Genomic DNA, 26,431 nt, shown 5'->3' on the forward strand with positions numbered 1-26,431 from the left:
CCTGGGACGAGTAACCGATCAACCATAAAGGCTGCCTTATTCTTGCGGTAACTTCTGACCCCGGGCTAAAGCCACGGGGTTCTCACATTTCAGGAAGTCTTGATAGCAATCAAAAAAAATCGGTCAAGTTTGGGTTAACCCCAATGCTTGACCAAATTCTGTACTTTAACGTTTTCTGTCCGGACTAATCACCCCACCCTCAGAAAAGTTAATAGAAACAAAGAATCAGGTTTTGGCACTAACAAAGAAGGGTGCATTCATACCAATCAATGGCCTGATTTATATCTTACAAAAATCAGAGTTTAAAACCACGTAATTTATTGGCAACCACCAGGAATATAGTCAAGACAATTTTCCTAAACCTTCCTTGATTAAGTGACTAAAGTGCTAAAATGTTAGACGAAATCCGAACAGTTAGTTTCTGAATTATTGCCCATTTTTTACCGATAGATAAATATCTAATAAATTAAATTTGTTAAATTGTAGACTAATCCACCATATACATAGATAATTCAGGAAGGTAACAGGTAAGTATGGATATTAAAAAAATCCAAGACACTCTAACAGAATTCACTAACAATGCAACTGGCATTCAAGGAGTTGTCCTTGTTTACGAAGACGGGGAGCTGATCACCAAACCTCCCATCGGAGATTGGGACGAGAGCAAGCCTAATATCATAGCTGGGATAACACATGACTTCAGCCAACGCATTTGTAAGCGATTGAACTGGAACAACACTAAAGAGATTTATGTTGAAACCGAAGACGGCTATATCATGCTATTAGTATGTGCTCCGAGCATTTTCTTGTTAGTCAAAGCCAGTACCAATACAAACCGAGGGCTTTTAAAGGGTGAAATCGCGCTAATTTTGGCAAAGCTTCAGACTTATATCAATCCTAACTCCTCTATTAATAATGGAGAAACAATAACTGATAACGAAGATAACGATGACGACGATGACCAGGGATTATTTGGTAGATAATGGTAGTTTTTCCGGAATTATTCTGCTAATTTACCAAAAACAATGTCTAAAAGTATTGCTTAGAAATACTTTTAGACATTGAGATGCTATTTAGCCGAAAAACTAAATTATCAAAATTTAAAAGCTATACACAGTAATAGTTTTAGGCAATTGAATTTAAAAGTTAAGCATAACAGGTAACAAAGAGCCATAATTGCGGATTATCACACTTATTTATCCACTAAACTTTTCTTTTTTCAAAACCCTGGTAAGCATCTACACCATGCAGTTGCCGATCTAAACCCTTGAGCTCATCCTCGTCCGAAACTCTAATGCCTATTCGCGCTTTAAGTATTGACCAAGTGACCCAACTAAAAAGAAAGGTGAACCCTAGAACAGCAACGATACCAATCAATTGAGCTACTAATTGGAATGGAATCCCATCAAATTTTGTACCACAAATTCCTATCAATGTTTCTATTTTTATGTCATTATCCGTACACAATCTATCCTTGTTACTAAACAAGCCCACTGCCAGTGTTCCCCAGATGCCACAACCTAAGTGAACTGATATTGCACCCACTGGGTCGTCAATTTTCCACAGGTTGAAGAGGTAAACTAATAAAACAACTAACCTTCCAGCTACCATACCAATGACAAGAGCAGCCCATAGTTCGACATAGGCACTGGATGCGGTAATACTAACCAAACCTCCTAAGACTCCATTGATGATCATAGACAGTTCTGGTTTGTTATTAAAGTACTTTAGCCTTGAGGTTGTAAAAGCCGCTGTCAGACCAGCAGTTGCTGCAGCAATGTTGGTTGTTAGCAGAATGTGACTTATTTGTTCATGGTCAACTTTTAGCAGTGAACCTCCATTGAAGCCAAACCAGCCCAGCCAAAGGATAAAGCAACCTAGAGTAGCCATGCTGAGATTATGGGGAAATATAGGTTCCTTAGTACCATCGTCTTTATAGCGGGAAACGATTTGACCGTCCTGTTGTCGGTATTTACGTGGTCCCAATAGCCAAGCACCCACTAGAGCTGCCATACCACCAACTGCATGAACTACGGTTGAACCAGCAAAATCCACGAAACCTAGCTGTTTGAGCCAACCGTTAGGTGCCCAAACCCAGTGTCCAGTGATGGGATAAGAAAGAGCGACCAGGAAAAAGCTAAACCATAAAAATGCTTTTAACTTAATTCTCTCCGCAACCGCTCCAGATACAATCGTCGCGGCGGTTCCAGCAAAAACTAATTGAAAAAAAAATGCTGCTTTAAGAGGAATCGTTATTTTTGTCTTATATTGAAAGAATCCCTGTTCATTCAACAATAGTCCTTTTAGCCCTCCGATAACACCTAAGAAAGAGTCATCCATCATTAGGGTAAACCCCAAGACCCAGAATGCTAGTGTAGCAATAGAGAATACTAACAAATTTTTGGTCAAGATATTAGCAGCATTCTTATAACGGCAAAAGCCAGCTTCCAACATGCCAAAACCAGCATTCATAAAAAACACCAGAAAAGCGGCAAGTAACACCCAGATAGTATTATTCATGGTGTCTAATTGCTCACCTGAATCGTTATAATTATTTTCGCCAAGGGCAGCTTGAGCCCACAATAGTAAGATTGTGGCTATTAACGGCAAGCAGAATTTCCAACTTGGCAACCGCCATTTTTTTTGGATTTTTAACTTTTTTATAGTCAGCATCTTTGGTATCAATATAGTAGCGAAAAATAAACAATATTTAGGTAAGTATTCAACTATGGCTGTTTTAAATTAGGTGAGGTACATTTTTTTAGGGAGCAGGGAGCAGGGAGCAGGGAGCAGGGAGCAGTGAAGAAGAGGTAAGAGGGGAAAAATCATTCGATAAAATCTCGAACTATTCAATTCTCCCAAAAGCGGTTTATTGTCAGCTGAGCGCTGTTCGCTGTGGGTGCATCTCACTTTTGTTGTTTAACGTGGTGGTGCGTTACGGGATGGACTGTTCCAATACTGGCTAATGCGAAAATCAGGGCTAGTCCATCCCTAACGCACCCTACAGAACATTTTCAAATATGAGATGCACCCGTTCGCTGTTCCCGTAGCCCATAGGCTTAGGTAATATCACTGTCGTCTTTATATAAAGGCGGTATTCCGTAACGCTCGCTAATTTCCCTGTCAATGTTTCGCAGAATTTCCATCACATCTTCCGGCTCTGCATCTCTTAGTTCTGTTTGCCGACTTTTCTCTTCCTGTACAAAAGCTTGTCTAGCTTCTTCTATAGAGTGATTCTCAATAAAATAGCTAATCGCTGCTTCACCAATTGCTAAAGTCATCGCCACAGTATTGAAATTGATTTGAGTTCCTTTAACACCCAACTGCTCCAGGAATGTTTGGACCGTAATACTTTGGTATTGGTCAGGAATAGCAATATTGGCAATCATCCTGACCAGCAAATTTTGTATAAATTTTGTTACAAAGGGAACAAATCTCGCACTCCATGTAAACCAGGCTGCGGTCAACTTAAATTTATTGGCTATGATCCTCTTGAGTGGGATGCCCGCAGTTGCTCCCCCAAAACCGTATTTAGCAGCATCGTCAGAGATATTTTTATATATTTCTAGTTCTAGTTGCTCGATGTTATACCTTGTGTCTTCGTACTCCTGCCAACAGGCAGAAACAGGAACATAACTATCAGTAAGTTGGTGATAGTCATGGAGTCTTGCTTTAATGCACTTGATAATATTAATTTCTTTCTGCTCTTTGGCATTACTAGGCTTTCTGGAATTAGCCCTAGATTCTAAACTCAGGTCATAAGGTGGATTCCACTGGCGGGCAGGCTCAACCAGGTCTATCTGGTTGATCACCAAGATAATCGGCAGTTCTGTATTATGGGCTTGGTGGTGCTGTTGGCGCAGCGTGGTTAGAAACTCCACATCCTGAGCGACATACCCTCGCTCTTTGGCTGGAATAACAAATAAAAGGATATCTACTCTCTTTTCAACAATGTAGTCAATTGCTGACTGGAATGCTGGATCGTTCTTGGACTTTTCCCCTACACCACGGGAATCTACAATTTCTAAGCTCCGTCCATTGCGCTCGCATGGGTAAGATTCAGGGTTTAGGGTTTCCGGTTTATCTACCCTAACCTTAGCAACCTCCTTTCCCATCATGGCATTGACCAGAGATGATTTACCCGCTCCTGTTCTACCGTAGAGGGCAATGTGAGGAATCCGGCTCTGCTTTGCCCACTTGCGAATTTTCCTTTTAAGAATCGGCTCTGCAATCAATCTTGCTGGTTGACCCAGTACTGACAGAATTGAGAGAATGGAAGACTCGATATCAATTATTTCTAAGCGCTGTAGAATATCTTGGGCATTCTCAGGTCTCCGCTCTGGTGAGGGAGCCATTAGATCATTAATTAAATCTGCCAGTGGGTCAGATATTTGGGTCGCGCTGTCTCGCCAATTCTTTTCAAGCTTACCTGTGATTGCGTTTGCGCCAAAGTGCTTGAGTAGTTTGCCTGTCAGTAAACAGACAAAGCTACGCCCTAGGGCAAAGAAATCAGACCTATACTCAGCTTGACCTTTAACTTGTTCTGGCGGCGTGTAATCCTGTGAAACAATCCCTGTAACATTTCCTTCTTGAAGCTTTTCAAAATAGGTATCCGTCACCTCCCTCGCTGCACCAAAGTCAATCAAAGCTAACTGACCATTAGGTCTGAGCATGATGTTAGCAGGTTTAATATCCCGGTGAAACCAATTCTGCTCATGCACTAGAACTAAGATTTCTGCCAGTTGTTTCAACCATGCGATCGCTTGCTCTTGTGTGATGGGTTGATAGCCATTCTCTTCTAGCCACTTCTCTAAATCCAACCCCTCAATTTTTTCCATCACTAAGCAGTGCAAATCCTGATTCCCACCTTCTTGCGGGAGAATAAAGTAGCCATCTGGCTCGACTTTAGGAATTCCTGGATGATTTAGCTTTTTGAGTACCTCCGCTTCCCGTTTAAATAACTCTATAGCCTTGGGACTTTCGCGGTGCAGAACTTTTAATACTTTTGGCGTACCTTGGTCATCTACTTCCCAAGTTTCCCCAAAGCCTCCTCCACCCAATAATTTTACAACTTTATAGCGATTATCTTTACTCAGAAGCTGATTTAGCTGCTCTTGTTGCTTTTCCCGATAATTATTGTTTTGGGTCATTTCCTAATTGGATAGCTTGTTATCTGTGACAGTAAATATGGATATTAATATAGTTTTTTAAGATAATTTTAATTGGACAAGCTCAAAAATACTTCCTAAAAACTACTTAATAATCGTCTTAGATAACACCCCTGATTTAACTAGAAGCTTAAGTTAATACATTCAGATCTAGGCTCTGGTTATTAAAGCTGAATGAGTTTTGCACTTACACCAGCAAATCAAGCAATTAGCGTCTGCTTTCTGCTCTTTTTACCTCCTACCTCATAAGTATGACCAACGCTATATACTACCCAAGATAGATGTAAATTATATATAGCTTGATATATGTTCTGATTTTCTTAATTTAAGTAGTCGGATCAAATTAAAGTGAACTGTTAACAGAAGGAGACTTGGGGTCCCGGAGAAGGGCTGAGGGGCTGTTTGGGTCACTTGTTTCCGCACCTGCTCAGGGGGTGACAAGAAGAGTGAAAAGTAGATAGGATAAGGATTTGAGCAAACGAACCCAAAAAAGAATAGAGTTGTCTAGTGGACAACCCTAAAATAGAAATGCTTCCTGAATTTTACCAAAAAGTCTTCAAAATTCACCTTAATGAAAGTCAATGTCTAACTGTGCAATTGCTGATCATGCTATTGCACAGTTGCCGAAATGTAAGGATTTCACCTGATTGGATAACCTGATAACAGGTTTTGTGAATTTTATTGGATTATCAACCAAATAATGCCATTATCATCTAATAGCATTATTTGGCTTCTAGGTGCAACAGGTATCCGTGTAGGAATTGTGATAATTTTTGATGCCATATTGCCTAGTCCCTGTTCCGATGATCCGCTGTTACCTTTGCTATACAGCTAATTCACACTTTCATCTACTGTTGAATTCGATGCCCCTGTAGCAATTGGCAATTCCTCGACTTTGGGTAGCTTCTCCAGAGCCAGACGAGACGAAGACGTCCCACCGGATAAACGCTTCAGAAGTTTTGGTCTAGGGTCATGGAGCAGGTAAATAATATTATCCCCTGGTTGCCAATCTTCATTGCCACTCGCCACTTGAAAACTTTTGTCCCTCTCTATCAACAAAGGTACCAGTTCTCCAGAGCGAATTAAGGCTTGTAGATGAGCTCGCTGAAAACCAAATCCAGCTTCCTTGAGAGTGGTTTTGCCCAACTTGATTTGCCCATCATTAATGTACTGGATCCAAGTTTTGATAGGTAGTTGTGCCATGAAGGCCTGATTAACCTTGGTTTTATTATTGTTGCTATTGACTTGGGGGTCACGAGGAAAAACAGCTAAGACTCGCGGTGGATTAAACTCCTCCGCTGCTCGTTGAGCCAATACCAAGTTAATCTCACCATTCTTGGTCATTGCTAGGAACGTTCCCACCGATTCGATGCCAGCTTCTTCTAGAACATCCACATCCAAACCACTGCTTTGGAAAACCCGCAGATTTTCGTCCCTTGCTTTTTGGCAGGCTTCTGGGTCTGTATCAATCAGCACAACAGACTCTCCTCGCTCTTGAAACAAACGAGCAATCAGACGGCTCATCGAATTACAACCGATGATTACAGCACCAGTTGCCTCCTCCTCTGGGTTAAGTTTTAGCCATTTGGCGACCCAGCGAGCGGTCAAACCCTGTAAAACTACCGTCAACATAATTGTCAGGAATACCAAGGCTTTAATGGAGTCACCACCATTAACCCCCCGTTCCGTTAGGAGAATGGCAAACAAGGAAGCCACAGAAGCACTGACAATTCCCTTAGGACCAATCCACGACACAAATAATTTTTGCCGCCAATTGAGATCACTATTCCAAGTACAAACCACCACACTGATGGGGCGCACCACCAACATCAACACCAAGACAGTAAAGATACTGCCCCAGCCTAGGGCAAACACACTGGCGATGGAGAGGTCAGCGGAGAGCAGTACGAATAACATGGAAACCCCAAGGACAGTTAATTGTCCCTTGAAGCGTCGCAACAAGCGCTCTTCAGGCAGGTCAGACGCTCCCATCACTACTCCAGCCACTACCGTTGCCATCAAACCGGATTCAGAGCGAACCATCTGAGCCAAGCCAAACAAACCCCACATGCCAGCCAGTACCACCAAGTTTTTGAGTTCTTCTGAGATGAAGCGTGCTTGCTTGAGAAGAAACCCCATTAACCAGCCCCCTAAGCCCCCAATAATAGCACCGATGCTTAAACGAAGACCTAGACCCAGAAATGCTGCATTTGCACCAGCATCACTATTTAAAATTGTGTCCAGGACAACCACGGCCAGAATTGCCCCGACTGGATCAATGAGAACCCCTTCCCCTTCTAGGAGGGTTTCTACACGTCGATCCACTTTCACCTGTTTTAGCAGAGGGCTAATCACCGTTGGTCCGGTGACCACCACTAGAGAGGCATAGAGAAAAGCAATCGGCCAAGGAAACTCCCCTAGCCAGTGAGCCGCCATGCCACCTCCTAACAGAGTAATCAGTGTTCCTATGGTAACGAGATTTCTCAGACTACCAGACACTTTGCCCAGATCCCGGAGATCTAGATTGAGCCCTCCTTCAAACAGAATAACTGCCACTGAGAGGGCAACAATTACCTCTAGACCAACCCCTAGCTTCTGTGGGTGCAAAAGACCGAAGCCATCTGGTCCGAGTAGAGTGCCAAACATCAGCAAAAAGACAATGCTGGGAATTTTTAAATACTCACCCATTACCTGGGCACTGATCCCAGCAAAGATGGCGATAACCATCTGTAGGGTTAGTTCAAATGAGCTTTCCATATGCGTAAGTGTCGCAAGTGATCAACTTAGGTAGAAATTCCTCATTATTCTGTTTTCAACTCCATGGGCTGGCTTGGTCAACAAGTGATCGGGTTAGCAGTGAATCTGAACTTGAGGTCAGTTCTAGAACATTGCTCGTAGCAGTCGATGGTCAATGACTGAGCTATAGGTCACAGTAATAAAACCGTCTATAGCCTATCTTAAGCATGCCCTTTGTGTCCTGGTAGTGTATCACTTTCATAGGACTTATTACACAAATAGGCAACTTCGGAACTTCGGAACAGTGAACAGGTAAGGATTCTGGAGAAGATTTTTTAACTTTGGCAACAGGTCTTGAGAAAAACTCAAGTTTGAATTACTCAAGACTATAAGCAAAGCTGTTTGCTGTTGTGCCTTACTTAAACGATTGCTGAGCAATAGTTCCTCCCGGAGATAAGATTGAGCCACTGTAAATAGTCATGGGGAGGTTTGAGAGTGTCTGTTACCAGGTCATCTTAGTTTTGTTTATATTGTGTTTATCTTGTGTATAATTGTCAGACTTTGCCATTGGTCACCAATCTAATCATTAATTCGAGCCATAGCTGACACTACTCATAGGTCAAAGGTTTTTATACGTTGATTGGTAATTTCAAAAAAAGTTAAGTTTTAATTCATGCTGGATAGTTTAGCACCGTCAGTTCCACAACGGACATTCCATCACTGACGGTAAACAGCTTCAACAGAATTGCCTGTTCACGCTCGCGCGAGACGATTAGTTAGAGACGATTAGTTTTCGGACATAATTGAAAGGTTAAAGGTAAAAATTGTACTGCTGTGGTGAAGAACACCAGACAACGGGGTTAGTAGATTAGATAGGATGGCTAGCAGCATTGGGATAATCCCCCAAGTAGAACCGAAAAATTGGATGATGGCTCGTGGTCTGGTGGGGAACGGTAAAATTAGCTTCGTTAATGGTTTTTTGTTAAACTTCTAGCTTTAATTATGAATTATTGGTAAAGGTAAAGGTAAAGGTAAATTTATGGATCATAAAACGTTTACTTGGGGTGGCTCGGGAAACCGCATACGTAGAACTCAACGCTGGATTGAGAGATTGTCGCTGTTAGGGTTACTCCTGGCAGCACTATTGTTGTTTAGCATCAATTTGGGCAGTGGCTCGTTGCAAGGGGTAGAGCAAAGCATAAGTCATCTTGCTACTCAACTACTTTCAGCAAAGGGGGAATTTGGGCAGTGGCTTTACCCAACTTTTGAAGGTGAAACCCTAATTGAACACCCCCCCCTACTAGCCTGGCTAATTGCGGTGGCTTATCAGTTTGGTGGTGTCAACGAGTGGACTACGCGCTTACCTGGTGCCATCCTCAGTGTTCTGTCGGTACTGCTAGTATATGGTCTTGCTACAGAAATCTTCCCCTGCCGTCAGAAGGCTATTTTCTCTAGCTTGATTTACCTAACTTTCTTACCAATAGCCCATTATGGGCGTATGGCAATCCTGGATGGAGCTAATCTGTGCTTTGTGGTGTTGATGATGTGGTGTGTGTTGCGATCGCGTCGGGACTCACGCTGGTCACTGGCAGCGGGGATCGGATTAGGCTTGATTTTCCTCACTAAGGGGATCCTGGTGGCATTGTTGATCACAGCGATCGCTCTGTTGTTTCTAGCATGGGATACGCCCAGACTCCTCACGTCTACTTATTGGTGGTTGGGATTGCTCTTAGGGTATAGTCCTGCTCTGGCGTGGTACACTGTTCCATTACTGGTACAGGATCAAAGAGCCGTTACTACAACTAAAGCCATTCTCTACGAGTCCCTACGCCCGATCTGGACAGCAGTGGATGGGCAAAATCGCCTCCCTTGGTATTACCTGGGAGAAATCTTAAAATTTTCCGCACCTTGGTTACTGTTCTTTTGCTACTGGTTACAGCAGGCTTGGCAGAATCGCCATTGGGGCTGGGCTAAATTGGTACTGGTATGGGCTGGCGGTTACTTGATCGCCATTTCCCTTCTTGCCACTAAATTGCCTGGGTATGTGTTGCCAGTTTACCCAGCATTAGCCCTTGCTGGTGGAGCCCAACTGACAGATATTTGGCATTGGCCTTCTAGCAAATCTTATCCCCGTTTTTGGAGTATTGGTTTGAGTCTGCTAGGTGTTGCTACCATTACTATGATGCTTCACTTCGGGATTACGAAAGCTTCTGACCTCAGCTCCTGGCTGTTCTTCGCTTGTGTCCCTTTAACCATGGTTATAGCAGGGATGCTGGTTGCCCGACGGGATAGACAATTTATGGTAATTTTATTCTGGGGAACCTATCTTTCACTACTGATTTTGATGTCTTCTGACCATGGGATTTGGCAAAAGCTTATCTAGTTCAACTTATTGCTTAATACTGGTCTCCTTGAGCAATGGAAATTGAAGCCAGCCAGAAGAATTGATGATGCCCCTGACTGGGTGTTCTTTAAACAATATCCCAATTGAGTGATTAAAAGCTAGATTGGGAAGTTTCGATAAATGGGGATGGAAATTGATACACCGCTTTCGTAACAGACAGTGATCGGGTTTGCATTCAGCTATCAGCAGTCAGCTGACGCGCTACTTTCCGGCTTTGCAAACAGCTAATGTTTTGGGAGCCTGGGTTTATCAAGAGAGTAAGCTTATGGGCTCCTTTTCAAACCACGCTTACCGTTTAAAGCCTCGTGGATTGGTTCTCTTGAGGGCATCATGAATGGCTGGCAAGCACAGCGTTTCAAGTAGCGCTAATGCTGATAACTGACGGGAGAATGCTGACGTTTTGAGCGACAGCACATTTACCGATTACGGCGTTCTAAGCCTTGTCTATTCGGCTCAGGATGCCTCAAGTGCTTCTTCTTCTGTTTCATCAAGTTGTTTAAGGTGAATGTGCTTGCGTCCCAGGGTGATTTCAAACTGGTCCCCTGGTTGTAAACCCATTTGTTTCGTGTAAGCCGAGCCAATCAGAAGATTGCCGTTAGACTGCACACTAATCCGATAGCTGGCACTGCGTCCGCCACGACCATTGCCATTGACTTTGCTGTCTAATTCAATCCCCTCCGCATCAATAAGGGCATTGAGGAACTTCATCATATTGACTCGCTCTACTCCGTTTTTTGTCACGGTGTAGTAGCCACAGGCTCTAGCTTTTTCTTCTTTGCTCAGGTTACCTAGCTCTCTTACTTTATCAAGCAATGCTTCGCCCTTCAGAGGAGGCGTCGGAGCAGCCATGTTTTTCTTTCTAGCCATCAACTTGAATCTAATACTAAGGACTTAAGTGGTATCCAGCATTTCTACTGGACTGACTGTCAACTAAGATAACAAAATCTTAGTTTAATATCAGTATATGAGACTATATTACACCCAGAGTGTCAACTGTGTTCGTTAATAGTAAATTTTTAACTACCGTTCAACTACAGCAATAGGTTGTGAATAGGTCGTGAACAACTCCGATCATCTGGGTCACCGGAAAATTGCCTAGGGTCACGGGAAAATTGTCTAAAAGAGTATGGGCTACTCTTGTAGGCAATTTCCCCACCAGCCACCTGTACTTTCCATCCCTGTCACAAGTCAATGGCTATCTCCATTGGGTGACAGTATTTTATAGTTTCTTTGAGCTTAGCATTCAGCCAACGGGCTATCAGCTATCAGCCATTGATAGTCTAAGATATAAGCTTCTGGCTTGAAGCCGATAGCTAAAAGCATACCGCTCAAAGTATAGTCTTCAGGATGAGAGGGTTCCTTGGTTCCCCCTGCTCTTGATGCTGATAGCTGAGTGGATTAAACGAGCGTGATCTTTAAACAGGTCATAAAATCGTTTCCGACTTTAGTCTTTCAAAGAAATTGTCCCGTTAACTCCCACGTCCACTTTCCGATTGGATTGCTATTTTATTATGAAGCTCACCACTCGTGGACACTACAGTGTTAAGGCACTACTAGATCTGAGCCTAAGACCAGGGTATGGACCGACATCGGTTAGAGCGATCGCTAAACGGCAAGGTCTACCAGCTCCATATCTAGAAAAACTACTGATTGAGATGCGCCGTGCTGGCTTAGTCAAGTCAGTTCGTGGAGCTCAAGGAGGCTATCAATTAGCCCATGAACCCACACAAATTTCCCTCGGCAAAATCCTAGAAGCAGTGGGTGAAACCATCGAACCACTACCCCACCATACCCCAGACGCTGGTCAAGCCGAAGACTGGGTTACATTTACACTTTGGCATCGTTTGCATCAAAAGCTTAAAGAAGCATTGTACACTATAACTCTTGCGGATCTTTATTATGATGCCCGTAGTTGGCAAGCGGCTATGGGAGAAGAAACCAGTTTCGTTGTTTGAATCAATTTTTCTGAACATGAAAAAGAGTAACGAACCGATTACTTATGAGGGAGGCTGTCATTGTGGCGCTGTCCGCTTCCAGGTAATTGTCAACAAGCATGAGGCAATTGATTGCAATTGTTCGATGTGTAAAAAAAAGGGCATCTTACACGTGATTGTCTCCCCTGAGCAATTTAGCTTACTTAAGGGAGATCAAGTGTTGACTAGTTATACCTTCAACACTCACACAGCGAAGCACACATTCTGCCAAATCTGTGGCATTCATCCTTTCTATCGACCCCGTTCTCATCCCAATGGGATTTCTGTCAACCTACGTTGCCTTGACGGTGATGTTCTATCTCAATTTAGCATTGTCCCTTTCGATGGGGCTAACTGGGAAGAGAATGTCGATAAAATTAGAAAGTAGTGGTTCAAATCCTGGGTAATAACCATACTAATGGTGTCATTTTGCTGCTGGCGGCTAGTCTGGATTATCTGATCGGTGATCCTTGGGGTTGGGTCCATCCAGTGCAGGTTATGGGCTGGGTAATCTCTCACTTCACTAAGTTAGCAATTCACTTATGGCAGCAGCCTTGGCAACGACGCCTAGCAGGAATTGGGTTGGGTATTGGACTAATTATCGGGAGTGGAGTAGCTGGATGGTTTATTGTTTTCCTAGGAATCTGGTTCAATCCCTTTTTGGGTATAGGGATAGGAACGATCTTGCTAGCCAGTTGTTTTGCTGGTCGCTCTCTTCGAGCAGCAGCAATGGATGTATTACAGCCTTTAACTGCTGGAGAATTAGAACTAGCCCGTTCTCGATTAAGTCAATATGTTGGTCGTGATACAGAAAATCTTTGTGAGTCGGAAATCCTACGAGCTGTCCTAGAAACAGTGGCGGAAAACACTACCGATGGGGTCACAGCCCCTCTGTTCTATGCCATTGTTGGAGCGTTGATTCCTGGGGTTGGTAGTGTTCCTCTTGCCTTAGCTTATAAAGCTGCCAGTACTTTAGATTCGATGGTCGGTTACCGGCGAGAGCCTTACACGAATTTAGGTTGGTTTAGTGCTAAAGTCGAAGATTTACTAACCTGGATACCCTGTCGATTAACCGTATTGACCCTAGCCTTGATGTCTGGAAAACCTCAGCAGGTCTGGCATCTGTGTCGCCGTGATGCTATTGCTGATCCCAGTCCTAACTCTGGCTGGAGTGAATCGGCTTTTGCTGCGATTTTGGAGGTTCAGCTGGGGGGGACTAATTTTTACAGTGGTGTTGTCAAGCAAAAACCCTTATTAGGGAAACCTACCTACGAGATCACACCAGGCAAAATTGACCAAGCCTTAGAGCTGACACGGTATTGCTTTTTAATTTGGCTGGGGATAGGGTTGGTTTTTTGTCTAGTGCAATATAGCCTTTATAAATGATATGTAAACCTGTATGGTCTTTTTTTATTGGACAATAAAACTCCGGAGCTCTTTCTCCTCTTGTATGCAAGCCTATTGCATGCATGCCTTTTACAGCCAGAAGTCTGTTTACAACCCAGATATAAACGCGCTTATGCGATGAAGCAAAGCTTCCGCTAAAAGCGAACGCTTGACACAACGTTATCGTTTAATCAGGCAATTATTTTTTTTTGCTTAAATTTTCCCCTATGGTAGGAAATTGTCTTATAACCTTTTTCCAGCCATCTATTTGGCGTTGCTGAACAAAAGAATGACATCAAGTATAGTTGGGTCAGTTACCGATTACCGATTACCGATTACCGATTACCGATTACCCTTGGGTCTTCCACCTGACAGCAAAGCCATCTATTTTTCCTCAACTTTAGGGAAAATTCTGATCATAATGGCATCAAAACTTAATAAAACTTAAAAAAGGAGATAAACGTGGAAGTACTTGCTTACACTCATTCCTATGAATCCTATGAAGAAGCAGTAGGTATTAATTCTGATCTCAGAGAACTCAACCTCAACTGGTTTAAAATTCCCAACACTGCTTGGCTCGGTTTACTAGGATGTGCGGTCTGGTTGGGGAGTTTGAGTGTAACGGCTCCAGTGTTTGCGGCTTTGGAAACAGGAATCAAAGTTAAGACTCCCAGTGGTGGTTGCTTGACTGCACGCAAAGGTCCGAGCGATACTTCCGCAGCTGTCGTCTGTGTTAGCAATGGAGCTGTACTCAAAGCTGTGGTTGCTACAAATGGCAATTGGCTGCAGCTGAGCAGTGGCAATTGGGTCTATGGTCCTTACACTACCTCTACATTAGTTGATAAAAGTAGTGAGGGCGGTGGCGGTAGTCCGATTTTGGAATCAGGAATCAAAGTCAAGACTCCCAATGGTGGCTGTTTGAAAGCACTCACTGGTCCTGGCACTGGTCAGGTTGTTGCTTGTGTCCGCAGTGGATCTGCACTCAAACCTGTGGTTGCTGAACAAGGGGGTTGGCTACAGTTGACTAGTGGGAATTGGGTCTATGGACCCTATACTACCTCTAAATTATTTGATGAAAGTAGTGAGAGCGGTGGAGGTAGTCCGATTTTGGAATCAGCAATCAAAGTCAAGACTCCAAATGGTGGCTGTTTGAAAGCACTCCCTGGTCCTGGTACTGGTCAGGCTGTTACCTGTGTAAGCAGTGGATCTGTACTCAAACCTGTGGTTGCTAGAAATGGGAATTGGCTACAGCTGAGCAGTGGCAATTGGGTCTATGGTCCTTACACTACCTCTAAATTCTTCTAATCTGAATCTTTATAGGACAGGACCTACCCAGTAACTCTATCTGTAAGGTGCGTTAATAACGCACCCTACTGCTATGATTACCTCGCAAACCTAAGGCTATTCAGAACATTGATAACTTCTGCTTTAGTCATTCCGGGACGAATTTCTGGTCTATATAGCATTTCTATTACAGCTTGATCAATCTCCGCATATTCGGTGGTATCAGTCCACCCTTGGAAAAATACACTATTTCTGTATTTATAGGAATCCCTCATCAGTCCTATAGATTGGGTGAGCTCTTCTCGGATTAGGTGAGACCGTGCTTTTTGGGTAATGCTAGTTGTAGAAATCATAATTCTTGACTTATAAATAACTTGGTTATTCCACCAAGTCCGAACAAACCCAAAATTGACCGGTCGATAGTTAGGCTCATAGCGACGAAACTCGTATTCGGGAACAAAATAAATCTTTAAATTTGGATTATTATCATCAAAATTTATTTGAATTGAACCTTGGGTAATCCTATTTATTTCATCAATAACGGTTGACAAAGTCTGCCAATCTTCAGGGGTTGGCAAGCCGAACACCTTAATCCTCACATTCCTGTCCCATTTTTTGATAGTAGGATTGGAGGAGCGGTATTCCGAGCCTAAGGCAATTTCCAAAAAATAATTAATTTGAGCTTGAGTATAGTTTCTGTTGTCAATTGATTGCAGAGTCGGTTGTGTACTACTTAGCTCATAATTATTCCCATAAGTGGGTGGTTGATAGCTAGATGGGATCAAAAAACCTAAGAAACTCAGAATAACAGACTTGACGATTGGCAAACAAAAATTACCCATGGTCACTCGCTTCGCTCCAATTCAAAATTATCAATTCAAAATTCAAAAATACCCCAGGAATTAATTCGAGGCATTGAAACATCGCTTCGCTCCAATTCAAATAGTCTTTTTCCATAAATGAATTCAGGGGCTTGTATCCTTAGGTTGATAAGCGAGGGGGTTTTGGCACAGTATATGATCGGCGCTCGATCACTGTGCGACGCGATTAAAAAAAACCCCCAGCAGTCAGCTAGGGGCAATTATCCAGGAGATTTACTTTGATCACATCCGTTATAACTCTTAAATCCGCCAGGAAATTGACTACATCCGGAAAGATTGGTGATGGTTGGACTCAAAAAACCGAAGAAACTCAGAATATATGACTTGAGGATTGGCAAACAAAAATTACCCATGGTCATCCCCAATGGACAAGTAGATGAATCATTAGGTGCGACCCGTGGCGAATTAAATTCTTAATGGTAAGAGCGCACCTAAGAGTCGGGTTGATAAGCGAGGGTGTTGTGGCACAGTGTATAATCGGCGATCGCATCACTGTATTAGCCGATCACAATAAAAACCCCCAGCAGTCAGCTGAGGGCAATTATCCAGGAGATTTATATTTACTAAATCCGTTATAGTTAAATCCAGCCTGAAATTGACTAGATCCGGAAAGATTGGTCATGGTTGGGCTAAAAAAACCGAAGAGACTCAGAATATAGGACTTGAGGATGGGCCAACAAAAATTAGGCATGGTCATCCCCTTTGGAATTAATCTAGAGAGTCGGGTTGCTCAGAGGGGGTTTTGGCACAGTTATGATCCGCGATCGCATCACTGTGGGACGCGATTACAAAAAAAACCCCCAGCAGTCAGCTGGGGGAAATATCCAGGAGATTTACCTTTTGAGGGTAATTATCGAGGAGATTTACTTTTACCACATCCGTTATAACTCTTAAATCCGCTAGGAAATTGACTAGCTCCGGAAAGATTTCATGGTTGGGCTCAAAAAACCGAAGAGACTCAGAAGATATGACTTGAGGATTGGCAAACAAAAATTAGGCATAGTCATCCGTAAAGGAAGTAGATGAATCATTAGGTGCGACCCGTGGCGAATTTAATTCTTAATGGTAAGAGCGCACCTAAGACTTAGCTTGATAAGCGAGGGAGTTTTGGCACAGTTATGATCGGCGATCGCATCACTGTGCGACGGGATTACAATAAAAACCCCCAGCAGTAAGCTGGGGGCAATATCCAGGAGATTTACCTTTTTAGGGTAATTATCTAGGAGATTTACCTTTACCACATCCGTTATAACTCTTAAATCCAGCCTGAAATTGACTACATCCGGAAAGATTTCTCAAAGATTGCTCCTTAAAGATTGCTAATTGTTGGGATCAAAGATATTACCTGGTAACTGGTGAAGGGGTGAAGGGGTGATCCGGTGATCCGGTGAAGGGATGCTCGGATGAGCAGTTATGACCTATGAAGGCAACTGGGGATGACGTGGGCTTGCTGATCTCCATTAAGATGGTAGTGTCAAGAACACAATACAAATATTGCTAGAGAACTGGCTATCATAAAAAAAATTTGGTAGGAAAGCGATGGAAAGCTTAGTCTGCGTTAATCTTGCCGAGTCCTATGAAGACGGGGATAATTTTCCGTGGCAAGATGATAATGGTTTAATTCGATGGTTGGATGGGCTAAAAACTCCCACTATTCCTAGTTCAGCTTGGATCAAGATTAGTGCGATCGCAATTGCCCTAACCATCCTCAGTACCGCTGCTCATGCCAGTGCTAAAGTACTTCAAAAAGGCAGCCGTGGATCACAGGTGACTTCTCTTCAGAAAGAGTTGGCAGCGGCTGGCTTTTATAAAGGTCGGATTACTGGCAACTATGACATGTTAACCCAGTCTTATGTTGCTATATTTCAGCAAAACAAGGGACTACCAATAGATGGTGTGGCTGGACCAAAAACCCTAGCAGCCTTATATAAAACTGCTGGTAGTGATATTCGTCTACCAACAAACACACAGCTCAAACGCGGTAGTAGAGGAACGGTAGTCAGCGATCTGCAAAAGAAGTTGACAACCTTGGGATTTTTTAATGGTCCGATCACTGGGTATTACGGGCGCATGACCCAAGCAGCGGTAATTAAATTTCAGCGAGCCAAGGGATTACGGGCGGATGGCGTTGCTGGATCAAACACCTTATTCGTAATCAATGGTGGTTCGATCAAGAACGCCACTGAGTTACGGCGAGGTAACAGAGGAACTGCTGTGACCAAACTGCAACAGCGCATGAGGGAGTTGAAAGTCTACAACGGTCCAGTAACGGGATTCTACGGTCGTTTGACTGAAGGAGGGGTCAGAAACTTCCAGCGCAAGAGGGGACTACCAGTGACTGGTATTGCTGACTCTCGTACTTTGTCAGACTTAGCCAAAAATCCTAATGATCAGGATAATCTTACCAACGTGACTGAGTTGCGACCAGGCAGCAATGGCGAATCAGTGACAAAACTGCAAAATCGCCTCACAGAGTTGGGATTCTACAAAGGGCCAGTAACAGGATACTATGGTAAGTTAACTGAGACTGCAGTCAAAGAGTATCAGCTTTCTCGGGAACTGCCAGCAAATGGCATTGCTGACTCTCGTACCTTATCAGCACTACGGGGCAATTCTTCTGGAATTGCTGTTGCTGCTACCAGCATTACTCCATTAAAACGAGGTAGTAGTGGCACAAGAGTGAATAGCCTTCAGAATCGCTTGATTTACCTAGGCTACTATAAAGGACTAAAAGATGGCGTATTTGGACCAGCCACAGAGGCAGCCCTGAAGCGATATCAAAGGGACAAAGGCTTATTACCCAGTGGAATTGCTGATTCTAAAACCTTTTCATCTCTTGCTCCACGGTAATCGGTGAACGTCTGGTATAATCTCAAATCGTGACGGGGTGACAAGCAGCCTTGTTAGCTCGACCGAGTGTAGGGTGATTGGGCGAACGGGTGACCGGGTCTAGGGTAAAATCAGGAAAGCCATAATTTGAACTGAGTGCTCAAGTAAGCCTCCACACCTTGAAAGCCCCGTCCCCGCCTAACTATAGGAGTGTGGGCGGGGTATCCTGCTGAAATTTTTAATAGACCAGGATGCCTACTCAAACCATTGAAATCCTATCAGCTGAAGAACTGCGCCGTACAGTTAATCGTTTGGCATCTCAAGTGATCGAACAAGTGAGTGATTTGTCCAAACTAGCACTGGTGGGTATCTATACCAGAGGTGTTCCTTTAGCTCAGTTGCTAGGACGTCAGATTGAAACCCTCGAGCAGGTTAGTGTGCCAGTGGGAGCGTTGGATATCACCTTTTATCGGGATGATCTCGATCAAATTGGCATTCGCACCCCGGCAAAAACAGATATTCCCTTCGATCTTGATCGTAAGATAGTGGTGTTGGTGGATGATGTCATTTATAGAGGACGTACCATTCGTGCTGCTCTAAACGCGGTGCTTGAGTATGGTAGACCCCAAACGATTAAATTATTAGTGCTAGTAGACCGAGGACATCGGGAACTGCCGATTAGTCCAGATTTTACGGGCAAACTACTCCCCACATCCGCCGAAGAACAGGTAAAAGTTTATCTAAACGATAATGATGGTCGGGATGGAGTGGAATTAATTAAAGTAATTAGCGCCTGAATCGTGATCAGATTGCTCTTATTTTCCAAATTATTATGACCCAAACCCAACAGCGAAAGGCTGACCACATCAGGATTTGTCTGGATGAAGATGTTCAATTTCGTGCCAATACCAATGGACTTGAGAGGTACCGCTTCACTCACTGTTGCTTACCAGAACTAAACCGCAGTGAGATTGACATATCTACCACATTTCTGGGGAAATCCTTGGGAGCACCATTGTTGATTTCCTCTATGACTGGTGGTACTGAACAGGCAAAAACGATTAATTTTCGTCTGGCTGAGGTTGCCCAACATTACAAACTAGCCATGGGGGTTGGTTCTCAGCGAGTAGCTGTGGAAAAACCAGAGGTTGGTCATACCTTTGCGGTGCGCTCCCAAGCTCCAGATATTATCCTATTTGCCAACATCGGTGCGGTTCAGCTGAACTACAGTTATGGACTAGAAGAATGCCAAAAGGTGGTTGACCTGTTAACAGCAGATGCGCTGATTTTGCACATCAATCCCTTGCAGGAGTGCATTCAAGCTAACGGGGATACTAATTTCAAGGGTTTACTTGACAAAATTAATGGTTTATGCAGTAAGTTGACGGTACCAGTGATTGCTAAAGAAGTGGGTAATGGCATCTCAGCCGCTATGGCCCAGAGGTTGCTGGAGGCTGGTGTTACCGCTATTGATGTTGCTGGTGCGGGGGGCACGTCTTGGGCAAAGGTAGAAAGTGAGCGAGGATTAACCGCTCATCAGCGTCGGTTAGGACAGACCTTTGGTGACTGGGGTTTACCAACCGCTGAGTGCATTACCAGTATTCGAGCCATTGCCCCCGAAATTCCCCTAATTGCATCTGGGGGATTGCGCAATGGTTTGGATGTGGCAAAAGCGATCGCATTAGGAGCCGATATTGCTGGTCTAGCATTACCATTCCTGCAAGCAGCAGCTGAGTCAGTAGATGCCGTTGATGCCTTAGTGCAACTGTTGATGGCAGAAATCACTACCGCTCTATTCTGCACCGGTAATGCTACGTTGTCTGATCTCAAGCAATCCAACGCTTTGAAAAAGTTAGGATAGTGCTAATAGGGAATATGGAATCGGGAGTAGGGAATCGGGAATCGGGAATCGGGAATCGGGAATCGGGAATGGCTAATAGCTCAACGCCCTTAATCCTTAACTAGTGAGGGGGTCTGGGGGAGCTATAAGTCCCCCACTATAGGCAAAGCTTTAGTGGCGGGATACATGGACTCCCCCAGACAAGTTATGAGGGTTCGATGCCCTCATAACTTGTATTTACCATTGTCTTTTTCTGTGGTAGAATAAGAATATGTTGACGATAAACTATACATACAGAATTTACCCAAGCCAAGATCAACAACAGATCATGAAGGAATGGCTTGAGACTTGTAGGCGAGTTTATAACTACTCATTGAGAGAGTTAAAAGACTGGATCGCAAGTCGTAAATGTTCTGTAGATAGGTGTTCAATACAGAGTGAGTACATAATTCCTGCTGATACACGATTCCCCAGTTACCATCGCCAGCAAAACAACCTGCCCAAAGCAAAGAAAACCAATCCGCTTATGTCAAGGGTGCATTCCCAGGTATTGCAGACAACTATTAGAAGGTTGCATGATTCATGGGAAGCAATGAGTAAGCGAGGGTTTGGTTTTCCAAGGTTTAAAAAGAAAGGTCAATACAAGTCATTTTTATTTCCGCAATTCAAGTCAAATCCAGTAAAAAACGAACAGATCAAGCTTCCTAAAATTGGCCTAGTTCCTATCCGACTTCATAGAGAAATACCATTAGGATTCCAGGTCAAACAGGTTAGAGTCTTAGCCAAGGCTAGACAGACACAATGGTATGTTGTCATATCGATAGCATTGGATATCGATATTCCTAATAACCCTGCTGTAGGCAGGGCAATTGGGATCGACCTTGGGTTAGAGAAATTTCTGACAACTTCAGATGGTTTCACAGTTGAGCGACCTAAGTTTTTCAAGTCACTACAAGGCAAGCTGAAATTGCTGCAACGTAGAGCAGCTAGAAAGAAAAAGCGCTCTAATAACTGGGAAAAGGCACAACTGAAGGTGGCCAGACTACATCAAAAAATAGCGAATTCTCGTAAAGACTTCCATCTAAAAACAGCGCATTTGCTCTGTGATCAAGCTCAGACAATTTTTGCTGAAGATCTAAATACAATAGGGCTTAATCGTGGAATGCTAAGAAAAGACTGCATTGATGCATCTTTTGGTCAATTCTTAGATCTCCTCAAATGGGTAGCTTTCAAACGTGGGTGTTATTTAGTGCGAGTAGACCCCCGTGGAACCAGTCAGACTTGCCCTGAGTGTCAGGCTACAGTGAAGAAAGATTTGAGCGTTAGAGAACATTTTTGTCCTGAATGCAATTACATCACCCATAGAGATCATGCCGCTGCTCAGATGGTGAGACTGCGAGGATTAGAATTAGTACCCGTGGACAATTCGGGAAATGGAAACAGCCTGTCAAGTAGTCGATCTGTCGGGGGAGAAATCCTAGATAAGTGGCTTTGGGCAGGAATACCTATTTGCGAGAATGGGAAGCCTACACTATACGCAAAGCGTTAGTGTAGGAGGATGTCACATACTTCATCATTAATATAGACTTGATCATTAATATAGCGTTTACTAGTCTAATGAGGTACATATAATTTTTTTTTATTGCTCCCTGCTCCCTGCTCCCTGCTCCCTGCTCCCTGCTCCCTGCTCCCTGCTCCCTAATCCCTGCTCCCTAAAACTCATAAGGAAAGTACCTCACATGATTGATAAATGCTATCCTTAATCCTTCATCCTTAATCCTTTACCAAATGCGTCAATTTCTCCAACAAACCTTTGCCAGCCTAGTAGGAAGTCTTGCCGGTTTAATTCTATTTTTTAGTTTAGCTACTAGTGGATTCCTGTTTCTACTGATTGCAGTAGCATCCAAAGATACAGGGCCACAGGTTAAAGATAAATCAGTGCTGGTGTTTGATTTATCGGTCAATATCAGCGATACCAATCCTACCTCAAGCACCAGTGAAGTGATTGAAGAGGTGTTATCGGGTCAACAAACCAATATCATCCCTTTGCGCAAGGTGCTCGATACTCTGGATAAGGCAACTAAGGATAAGCGGATTGTTGCCCTCTACCTGGATGGATCCGCATCTAAAACTGTTGGCAACACTGGCTTGGCAAATCTCAAGGAGGTAAGGGAGGCTCTGGAGCGTTTCCGAGCTGCTGGGAAAAAAATTATTGCCTATGACGTGGATTTGGGAGAACGGGAATACTATCTTAGCTCGGTTGCGGATACGATAATTCTTAACCCGATGGGAGTTGTGGAAATCAATGGCTTGAACTCTCCCCAACTTTTTTTGACCGGAGCTCTCCAGAAGTATGGTATTGGTGTTCAGGTAGTTCGAGTTGGCAAGTACAAGTCCGCAGTTGAACCGTTCTTGCTCAAACAGCTGAGTCCTGAAAGTCGGGAACAGACTCGAGAATTGTTAGATGATATTTGGGATGAATTTTTGACAACAGTGGGGAAAAGTCGTGAGATTACTCCCAAGACCTTGCAAGCGATCGCTAATACTAAAGGGATGTTGGTCGCATCAGAGGCCAAAACTCAAGGTTTGGTGGATCAAGTGGGATACTTCGATGAGGTGATTGCTACCCTCAAGGAGCTTACTGGAGAAAAGGAAAAGGATAAATCGTTCCGGAAAATTAAGCTGACTACTTACGCTAGTGCGAAAAGTCCTTACTCTAAAAATCGCAAGTCTAAGCATAAAATTGCCGTAGTTTATGCCGAGGGTAGCATTGTTGACGGTCAGGGAAACCTTGAGCAAGTGGGGGGTAAACGCTTTGCTAAACAGCTGCGCGAGCTACGGCTGGATAAAGATATTAAAGCAGTAGTGCTCAGGGTTAATAGTCCTGGTGGCAGTGCTACAGCCTCTGAGATTATTCAACGGGAAGTGCGGCTTATCCGTGAGGAAAAGCCAGTGATTGTGTCTATGGGCAATGTAGCAGCTTCTGGTGGCTACTGGATTTCTACCTATAGCGACCGAATTTTTGCTGAGCCAAATACTATCACTGGTTCTATTGGTGTCTTTAGTGTACTTTTTAATATCCAAGAATTAGCTAACAACAATGGTCTGACCTGGGATATTGTACAAACAGGTTCTTTAGCCGATATTCAAAGTACTGTCCGTCCCAAAACAAACCAAGAGTTGGCAATCTACCAAACCATGGTTAATCAGATTTATGACCAGTTCATTGACAAGGTAGCAGAGTCACGTAAATTGCCTAAGGGCAAGGTGAAAGACATTGCTCAAGGACGGGTTTGGTCAGGTATAGAGGCCAAGGAGATAGGTTTAGTTGATGAGATTGGGGGTATTAATGATGCTATTGAGTATGCAGCTAAGCAAGCTAAGTTAAAGGATGATTGGAAAGTAGAAGAGTATCCAAAAATTCCTAGTTTCGAGGAAAGGATTCTGGAAACGCTGACTAATGATGTTAGGGTCACAAGCCGACAATTACCTGAGCCACTAGCTACAGAATTGCTGAAGCTAAAAGAGGATTTGGCAATTTTCACAACCTTCAATGACCCGAAGGGGATTTATTCTATTTTACCGTTTAACTGGCGGTTTGATTAAGGGTTCCATAGCGCAGCCAAAAGGCCAAGGTTGTCTGTCATAATGCAGAATGTAGAATGCAGAATGTAGAATGCAGAATGTAGAATGCAGAATGTAGAATGCAGAATGTAGAATGTAGAATGCAGAATGTAGAATGCAGAATGTAGAATGTAGAATTAAGAATGTAGAATGTAGAATTTGTAATTCTACATTCTACATTCTTAATTCAAAAATGTTGTTCGCCTTTGGCGATTCGGTGTAGGGTAGGGTTAAATGTGAATTAGACTATTTGCCCCGTTCCCGATTCCCGATTCCCGATTCCCGATTCCCGATTCTAAATTCTAAATTCTAAATTCTAAATTCTAAATTCCCGATTCCCTCTTAAAACCGATAGTTACGAATCTGCTGTTTAGAATCCTTACTTACCAGTGCCCAGATTCCGATTGGTAAAGCATTCCCTTGAGCATCCACCTTAATTTCCATCACAATTGGTGGTGGTGATATCGGTAGGTTAGAGTTCTCTTGCCTAGCACTATTTAATTCTTCATTAATTTGTTCCCGTTGGTCTTCTGGCATATAGTAAGTTTCCAATCCGTACTCAATCGAACCATAGTTAGCAACACCTTTGAGGGGAATCTGATTAGCTCGTAGTCGGGAAGGGAATTTGGCACTTAAGCCTACTGGTTTCCAGGCTATTGGTAGTTCAGTTGAGTTGGATGAGTCTGGTGCTTCTAAAATTACGTAAAAACGGGTACCAGGCTTGATAAAGGTTACCTTGTTGCCATTAGGTTGCTCTTTGGGCAATTTTTTCCAGCCAGGAAGATTGCGTAAGTTGTCCTGATTAGAAATGTCGTATCTTAGAGTTTGGGAATAGCCTCGCAAAAGTTCATAAGGGTCTACTGGCGCTGTCTGAAGGATGACAGTTTTTCCAGTGATTGTAGTGTAAATTGCCTGGGTGGGAACAGTAATAATTAGTGCGGTTTGAAATAAAAGAGGTACCCAGAATCGCCAGCTTGGTATAGGACGGGAATACTCAGAATTCATGCTCATAAATCTTGACACTCCCCGGTCTAAAGACGCGGGGATTCTTTGTTCAACGATCCATCTTGCTCAAACAGGCCGGAACCAGGAAGAGTAGAGGACGGATCTCCCAAAGCGTTTTGGTTTAACACCAGGGTTCCGGTGTGCCCCACCGTACCCAAGGCTCTTTTAAGGATGTTAATCGCAGCGTTGTGGTCTCTATCTAACTGGCAACCGCACTTACAAGTATGGGTCCTAGTCGATAGGGACTTTTTAACTTCCTCGCCACATTCAGAACAGTTTTGGCTGGTATATGCAGGATTTACTGCGACTGTTACCTTTCCAAACTTGGTACCAAAGTGCTCCATCCACTTCCTAAACTGATACCAACCTGCATCATTAATAGACTTAGCTAGGCAGTGATTTTTTACTAGGTTTTTGACTCTTAAATCTTCATAGGCGACCAGGTCGTTAGACTGGATTACGCAGCGCGCCAGTCTCTTGGCGTGCTCTTCGCGTTGCCTACTTATTTTAAGATGCTGCCTGCCTAGTCTATTAATGGCTTTTTTACGGTTGGCTGAGCCTTTCTTCTTTCGGGAAACTCGGCGTTGATAAAATTTTAATCTCTTTTCCCCAGCCCTGTAAAAACGGGGATTAGGTTCAGTCTTGCCTCTGGAGTCGGTATAAAACTCTTTTAAACCTACATCTAGGCCGACAGTCGCGTCAGCAGGTTTTAATTGTTCTTTTACATCGACAGAGATACAGAACTGAACATAGTAGCCATCAGCTCTCTTAACTATGCGAACTCGCTTGATTTGCTTCTTGTCGAAGCGCCACAAATCCCATGTGCCTTTGAGCTTGAGCTTCCCAATTTCTTTTTTGTCAGTGAAAGTAATCGATTTTTTATCAGGGGACAGTTTCCATCCTGACTGTTTATATTCGACTGACCTGCAATGCTTTTGGAATTTAGGGAAACCTTTCTTCCCAGGTACTTTCTTTTTGCAATTATCAAAGAAACGAGCGATTGATGACCATGCTCTTTCAGCCGCAGCTTGCCGAGCGGTTGAGTTCAATTCATTGGCAAAGGGAAAATTCTTGGCTAAGGTTTTGCAATACTTATTTAAGTCGTATTTGTTCAAGCCTTTGTTGTCGATCCACAAACGGAGACAGCTATTCCGTACGAATTTCATGGTTCGTATCGCTTCGTCTATGGATTTATACTGTGCCTTTTTTCCGTATGCCTTAAACTCAAGTATGATCATCAGAACTCGACCTCTTCTGGTATGCAGTTATGCTAACACGTTTAGCACAAACTTACAAGTGTT

General features: G+C 43.4%; 21 protein-coding genes. 12 read left to right on the forward strand and 9 right to left on the reverse strand.

Annotation, left to right across the window (positions count from 1 at the left end):
- Positions 1 to 533 precede the first annotated feature (533 nt).
- Positions 534 to 983 carry a roadblock/LC7 domain-containing protein gene (locus F6J90_RS10390; protein WP_293092715.1) on the forward strand — a complete coding sequence of 150 codons (450 nt, stop codon included), beginning with the start codon at positions 534 to 536 and terminating at the stop codon, positions 981 to 983.
- A gap of 220 nt (positions 984 to 1,203) precedes the next feature.
- Here F6J90_RS10390 and F6J90_RS10395 read toward each other — a convergent pair whose 3' ends face one another.
- The 5 genes from F6J90_RS10395 to F6J90_RS10415 all read right to left on the reverse strand — a co-directional run bounded on the left by F6J90_RS10395 (position 1,204) and on the right by F6J90_RS10415 (position 8,372).
- The gene (locus F6J90_RS10395; protein ID WP_293092717.1) at positions 1,204 to 2,673 is read right to left on the reverse strand and encodes an ammonium transporter; all 1,470 of its coding nucleotides are present in this window, start codon (positions 2,671 to 2,673) and stop codon (positions 1,204 to 1,206) included.
- A gap of 69 nt (positions 2,674 to 2,742) precedes the next feature.
- The gene (locus F6J90_RS10400; protein WP_293092719.1) at positions 2,743 to 2,910 is read right to left on the reverse strand and encodes a hypothetical protein; all 168 of its coding nucleotides are present in this window, start codon (positions 2,908 to 2,910) and stop codon (positions 2,743 to 2,745) included.
- A gap of 149 nt (positions 2,911 to 3,059) precedes the next feature.
- Positions 3,060 to 5,150: a serine/threonine-protein kinase gene (locus tag F6J90_RS10405; protein WP_293092721.1), complete on the reverse strand. Its 2,091-nt coding sequence runs from the start codon at positions 5,148 to 5,150 to the stop codon at positions 3,060 to 3,062.
- An 849-nt stretch (positions 5,151 to 5,999) separates the two neighbouring features.
- Positions 6,000 to 7,925, reverse strand: coding sequence for a cation:proton antiporter (locus F6J90_RS10410; protein WP_293092723.1), 1,926 nt, complete (start codon positions 7,923 to 7,925; stop codon positions 6,000 to 6,002).
- A 249-nt stretch (positions 7,926 to 8,174) separates the two neighbouring features.
- On the reverse strand, positions 8,175 to 8,372 hold the full coding sequence (locus tag F6J90_RS10415; RefSeq protein WP_293092725.1) for a hypothetical protein: 198 nt from the start codon (positions 8,370 to 8,372) through the stop codon (positions 8,175 to 8,177).
- Positions 8,373 to 8,943: 571 nt separating this feature from the next.
- On the opposite strand from F6J90_RS10415, the gene F6J90_RS10420 reads away from it, so the two are divergent.
- On the forward strand, positions 8,944 to 10,287 hold the full coding sequence (locus F6J90_RS10420) for a glycosyltransferase family 39 protein (RefSeq protein WP_293092727.1): 1,344 nt from the start codon (positions 8,944 to 8,946) through the stop codon (positions 10,285 to 10,287).
- Between the two features lie 474 nt (positions 10,288 to 10,761).
- Here the strand turns inward: F6J90_RS10420 and F6J90_RS10425 are convergent, their stop codons facing one another.
- Positions 10,762 to 11,175, reverse strand: a complete 414-nt coding sequence (locus F6J90_RS10425) for an AbrB family transcriptional regulator (protein WP_071104037.1) — start codon at positions 11,173 to 11,175, stop codon at positions 10,762 to 10,764.
- Between the two features lie 644 nt (positions 11,176 to 11,819).
- On the opposite strand from F6J90_RS10425, the gene F6J90_RS10430 reads away from it, so the two are divergent.
- The 4 genes from F6J90_RS10430 to F6J90_RS10445 all read left to right on the forward strand — a co-directional run bounded on the left by F6J90_RS10430 (position 11,820) and on the right by F6J90_RS10445 (position 14,972).
- Entirely contained in the window at positions 11,820 to 12,263 is a 444-nt protein-coding gene (locus tag F6J90_RS10430) for an Rrf2 family transcriptional regulator (RefSeq protein ID WP_008184397.1), read from the forward strand.
- A gap of 16 nt (positions 12,264 to 12,279) precedes the next feature.
- Positions 12,280 to 12,669 carry a GFA family protein gene (locus F6J90_RS10435; RefSeq protein ID WP_293092730.1) on the forward strand — a complete coding sequence of 130 codons (390 nt, stop codon included), beginning with the start codon at positions 12,280 to 12,282 and terminating at the stop codon, positions 12,667 to 12,669.
- On the forward strand, positions 12,669 to 13,667 hold the full coding sequence (cbiB, locus tag F6J90_RS10440; RefSeq protein WP_293092732.1) for an adenosylcobinamide-phosphate synthase CbiB: 999 nt from the start codon (positions 12,669 to 12,671) through the stop codon (positions 13,665 to 13,667). Before F6J90_RS10435 ends, cbiB begins: the two co-directional genes overlap by 1 nt.
- A gap of 462 nt (positions 13,668 to 14,129) precedes the next feature.
- Positions 14,130 to 14,972: a hypothetical protein gene (locus F6J90_RS10445; protein WP_293092734.1), complete on the forward strand. Its 843-nt coding sequence runs from the start codon at positions 14,130 to 14,132 to the stop codon at positions 14,970 to 14,972.
- A 77-nt stretch (positions 14,973 to 15,049) separates the two neighbouring features.
- Here the strand turns inward: F6J90_RS10445 and F6J90_RS10450 are convergent, their stop codons facing one another.
- Positions 15,050 to 15,793: a DUF2927 domain-containing protein gene (locus F6J90_RS10450; RefSeq protein ID WP_293092736.1), complete on the reverse strand. Its 744-nt coding sequence runs from the start codon at positions 15,791 to 15,793 to the stop codon at positions 15,050 to 15,052.
- A gap of 707 nt (positions 15,794 to 16,500) precedes the next feature.
- On the opposite strand from F6J90_RS10450, the gene F6J90_RS10455 reads away from it, so the two are divergent.
- The 6 genes from F6J90_RS10455 to sppA all read left to right on the forward strand — a co-directional run bounded on the left by F6J90_RS10455 (position 16,501) and on the right by sppA (position 24,107).
- Entirely contained in the window at positions 16,501 to 16,719 is a 219-nt protein-coding gene (locus tag F6J90_RS10455; protein WP_293092738.1) for a hypothetical protein, read from the forward strand.
- Positions 16,720 to 17,371: 652 nt separating this feature from the next.
- Complete coding sequence (locus tag F6J90_RS10460; protein WP_293092740.1) at positions 17,372 to 18,682, forward strand: peptidoglycan-binding protein; 1,311 nt, start codon at positions 17,372 to 17,374, stop codon at positions 18,680 to 18,682.
- A gap of 230 nt (positions 18,683 to 18,912) precedes the next feature.
- Entirely contained in the window at positions 18,913 to 19,458 is a 546-nt protein-coding gene (gene pyrR / locus F6J90_RS10465) for a bifunctional pyr operon transcriptional regulator/uracil phosphoribosyltransferase PyrR (protein WP_293092742.1), read from the forward strand.
- 35 nt (positions 19,459 to 19,493) lie between these two features.
- Positions 19,494 to 20,522 (forward strand): type 2 isopentenyl-diphosphate Delta-isomerase, encoded by a 1,029-nt coding sequence (gene fni / locus F6J90_RS10470; protein ID WP_293092744.1) that lies wholly within the window; start codon positions 19,494 to 19,496, stop codon positions 20,520 to 20,522.
- A gap of 250 nt (positions 20,523 to 20,772) precedes the next feature.
- Positions 20,773 to 22,050, forward strand: coding sequence for a transposase (locus tag F6J90_RS10475; protein ID WP_293092746.1), 1,278 nt, complete (start codon positions 20,773 to 20,775; stop codon positions 22,048 to 22,050).
- Positions 22,051 to 22,289: 239 nt separating this feature from the next.
- Positions 22,290 to 24,107, forward strand: a complete 1,818-nt coding sequence (gene sppA / locus F6J90_RS10480) for a signal peptide peptidase SppA (protein ID WP_293094812.1) — start codon at positions 22,290 to 22,292, stop codon at positions 24,105 to 24,107.
- A 360-nt stretch (positions 24,108 to 24,467) separates the two neighbouring features.
- Here sppA and F6J90_RS10485 read toward each other — a convergent pair whose 3' ends face one another.
- Together F6J90_RS10485 and F6J90_RS10490 are read right to left on the reverse strand one after the other, a co-directional pair.
- A complete protein-coding gene (locus tag F6J90_RS10485) occupies positions 24,468 to 25,136 on the reverse strand; it encodes a GDYXXLXY domain-containing protein (RefSeq protein ID WP_293092748.1) in 669 nt (222 codons plus the stop codon).
- A 20-nt stretch (positions 25,137 to 25,156) separates the two neighbouring features.
- Complete coding sequence (locus tag F6J90_RS10490; RefSeq protein ID WP_293092750.1) at positions 25,157 to 26,368, reverse strand: transposase; 1,212 nt, start codon at positions 26,366 to 26,368, stop codon at positions 25,157 to 25,159.
- Positions 26,369 to 26,431: the final 63 nt, after the last annotated feature.

Origin of the sequence: Moorena sp. SIOASIH (genome assembly GCF_010671925.1) — a bacterium.
Lineage (GTDB): Bacteria > Cyanobacteriota > Cyanobacteriia > Cyanobacteriales > Coleofasciculaceae > Moorena.

What these genes read in the sequence shown, in the direction of transcription:
- F6J90_RS10485 (WP_293092748.1), bottom strand. Translation starts at nt 25,136, where the DNA reads ATGAGCATGAATTCTGAGTATTCCCGTCCTATACCAAGCTGGCGATTC.
- F6J90_RS10410 (WP_293092723.1), bottom strand. Translation starts at nt 7,925, where the DNA reads ATGGAAAGCTCATTTGAACTAACCCTACAGATGGTTATCGCCATCTTT.
- F6J90_RS10435 (WP_293092730.1), top strand. Translation starts at nt 12,280, where the DNA reads ATGAAAAAGAGTAACGAACCGATTACTTATGAGGGAGGCTGTCATTGT.
- sppA (WP_293094812.1), top strand. Translation starts at nt 22,290, where the DNA reads ATGCGTCAATTTCTCCAACAAACCTTTGCCAGCCTAGTAGGAAGTCTT.
- F6J90_RS10420 (WP_293092727.1), top strand. Translation starts at nt 8,944, where the DNA reads ATGGATCATAAAACGTTTACTTGGGGTGGCTCGGGAAACCGCATACGT.
- F6J90_RS10425 (WP_071104037.1), bottom strand. Translation starts at nt 11,175, where the DNA reads ATGGCTAGAAAGAAAAACATGGCTGCTCCGACGCCTCCTCTGAAGGGC.
- F6J90_RS10455 (WP_293092738.1), top strand. Translation starts at nt 16,501, where the DNA reads ATGGGCCAACAAAAATTAGGCATGGTCATCCCCTTTGGAATTAATCTA.
- fni (WP_293092744.1), top strand. Translation starts at nt 19,494, where the DNA reads ATGACCCAAACCCAACAGCGAAAGGCTGACCACATCAGGATTTGTCTG.
- F6J90_RS10405 (WP_293092721.1), bottom strand. Translation starts at nt 5,150, where the DNA reads ATGACCCAAAACAATAATTATCGGGAAAAGCAACAAGAGCAGCTAAAT.
- F6J90_RS10490 (WP_293092750.1), bottom strand. Translation starts at nt 26,368, where the DNA reads ATGATCATACTTGAGTTTAAGGCATACGGAAAAAAGGCACAGTATAAA.
- F6J90_RS10390 (WP_293092715.1), top strand. Translation starts at nt 534, where the DNA reads ATGGATATTAAAAAAATCCAAGACACTCTAACAGAATTCACTAACAAT.
- F6J90_RS10475 (WP_293092746.1), top strand. Translation starts at nt 20,773, where the DNA reads ATGTTGACGATAAACTATACATACAGAATTTACCCAAGCCAAGATCAA.
- F6J90_RS10460 (WP_293092740.1), top strand. Translation starts at nt 17,372, where the DNA reads ATGGAAAGCTTAGTCTGCGTTAATCTTGCCGAGTCCTATGAAGACGGG.
- F6J90_RS10395 (WP_293092717.1), bottom strand. Translation starts at nt 2,673, where the DNA reads ATGCTGACTATAAAAAAGTTAAAAATCCAAAAAAAATGGCGGTTGCCA.
- F6J90_RS10430 (WP_008184397.1), top strand. Translation starts at nt 11,820, where the DNA reads ATGAAGCTCACCACTCGTGGACACTACAGTGTTAAGGCACTACTAGAT.
- pyrR (WP_293092742.1), top strand. Translation starts at nt 18,913, where the DNA reads ATGCCTACTCAAACCATTGAAATCCTATCAGCTGAAGAACTGCGCCGT.
- F6J90_RS10450 (WP_293092736.1), bottom strand. Translation starts at nt 15,793, where the DNA reads ATGGGTAATTTTTGTTTGCCAATCGTCAAGTCTGTTATTCTGAGTTTC.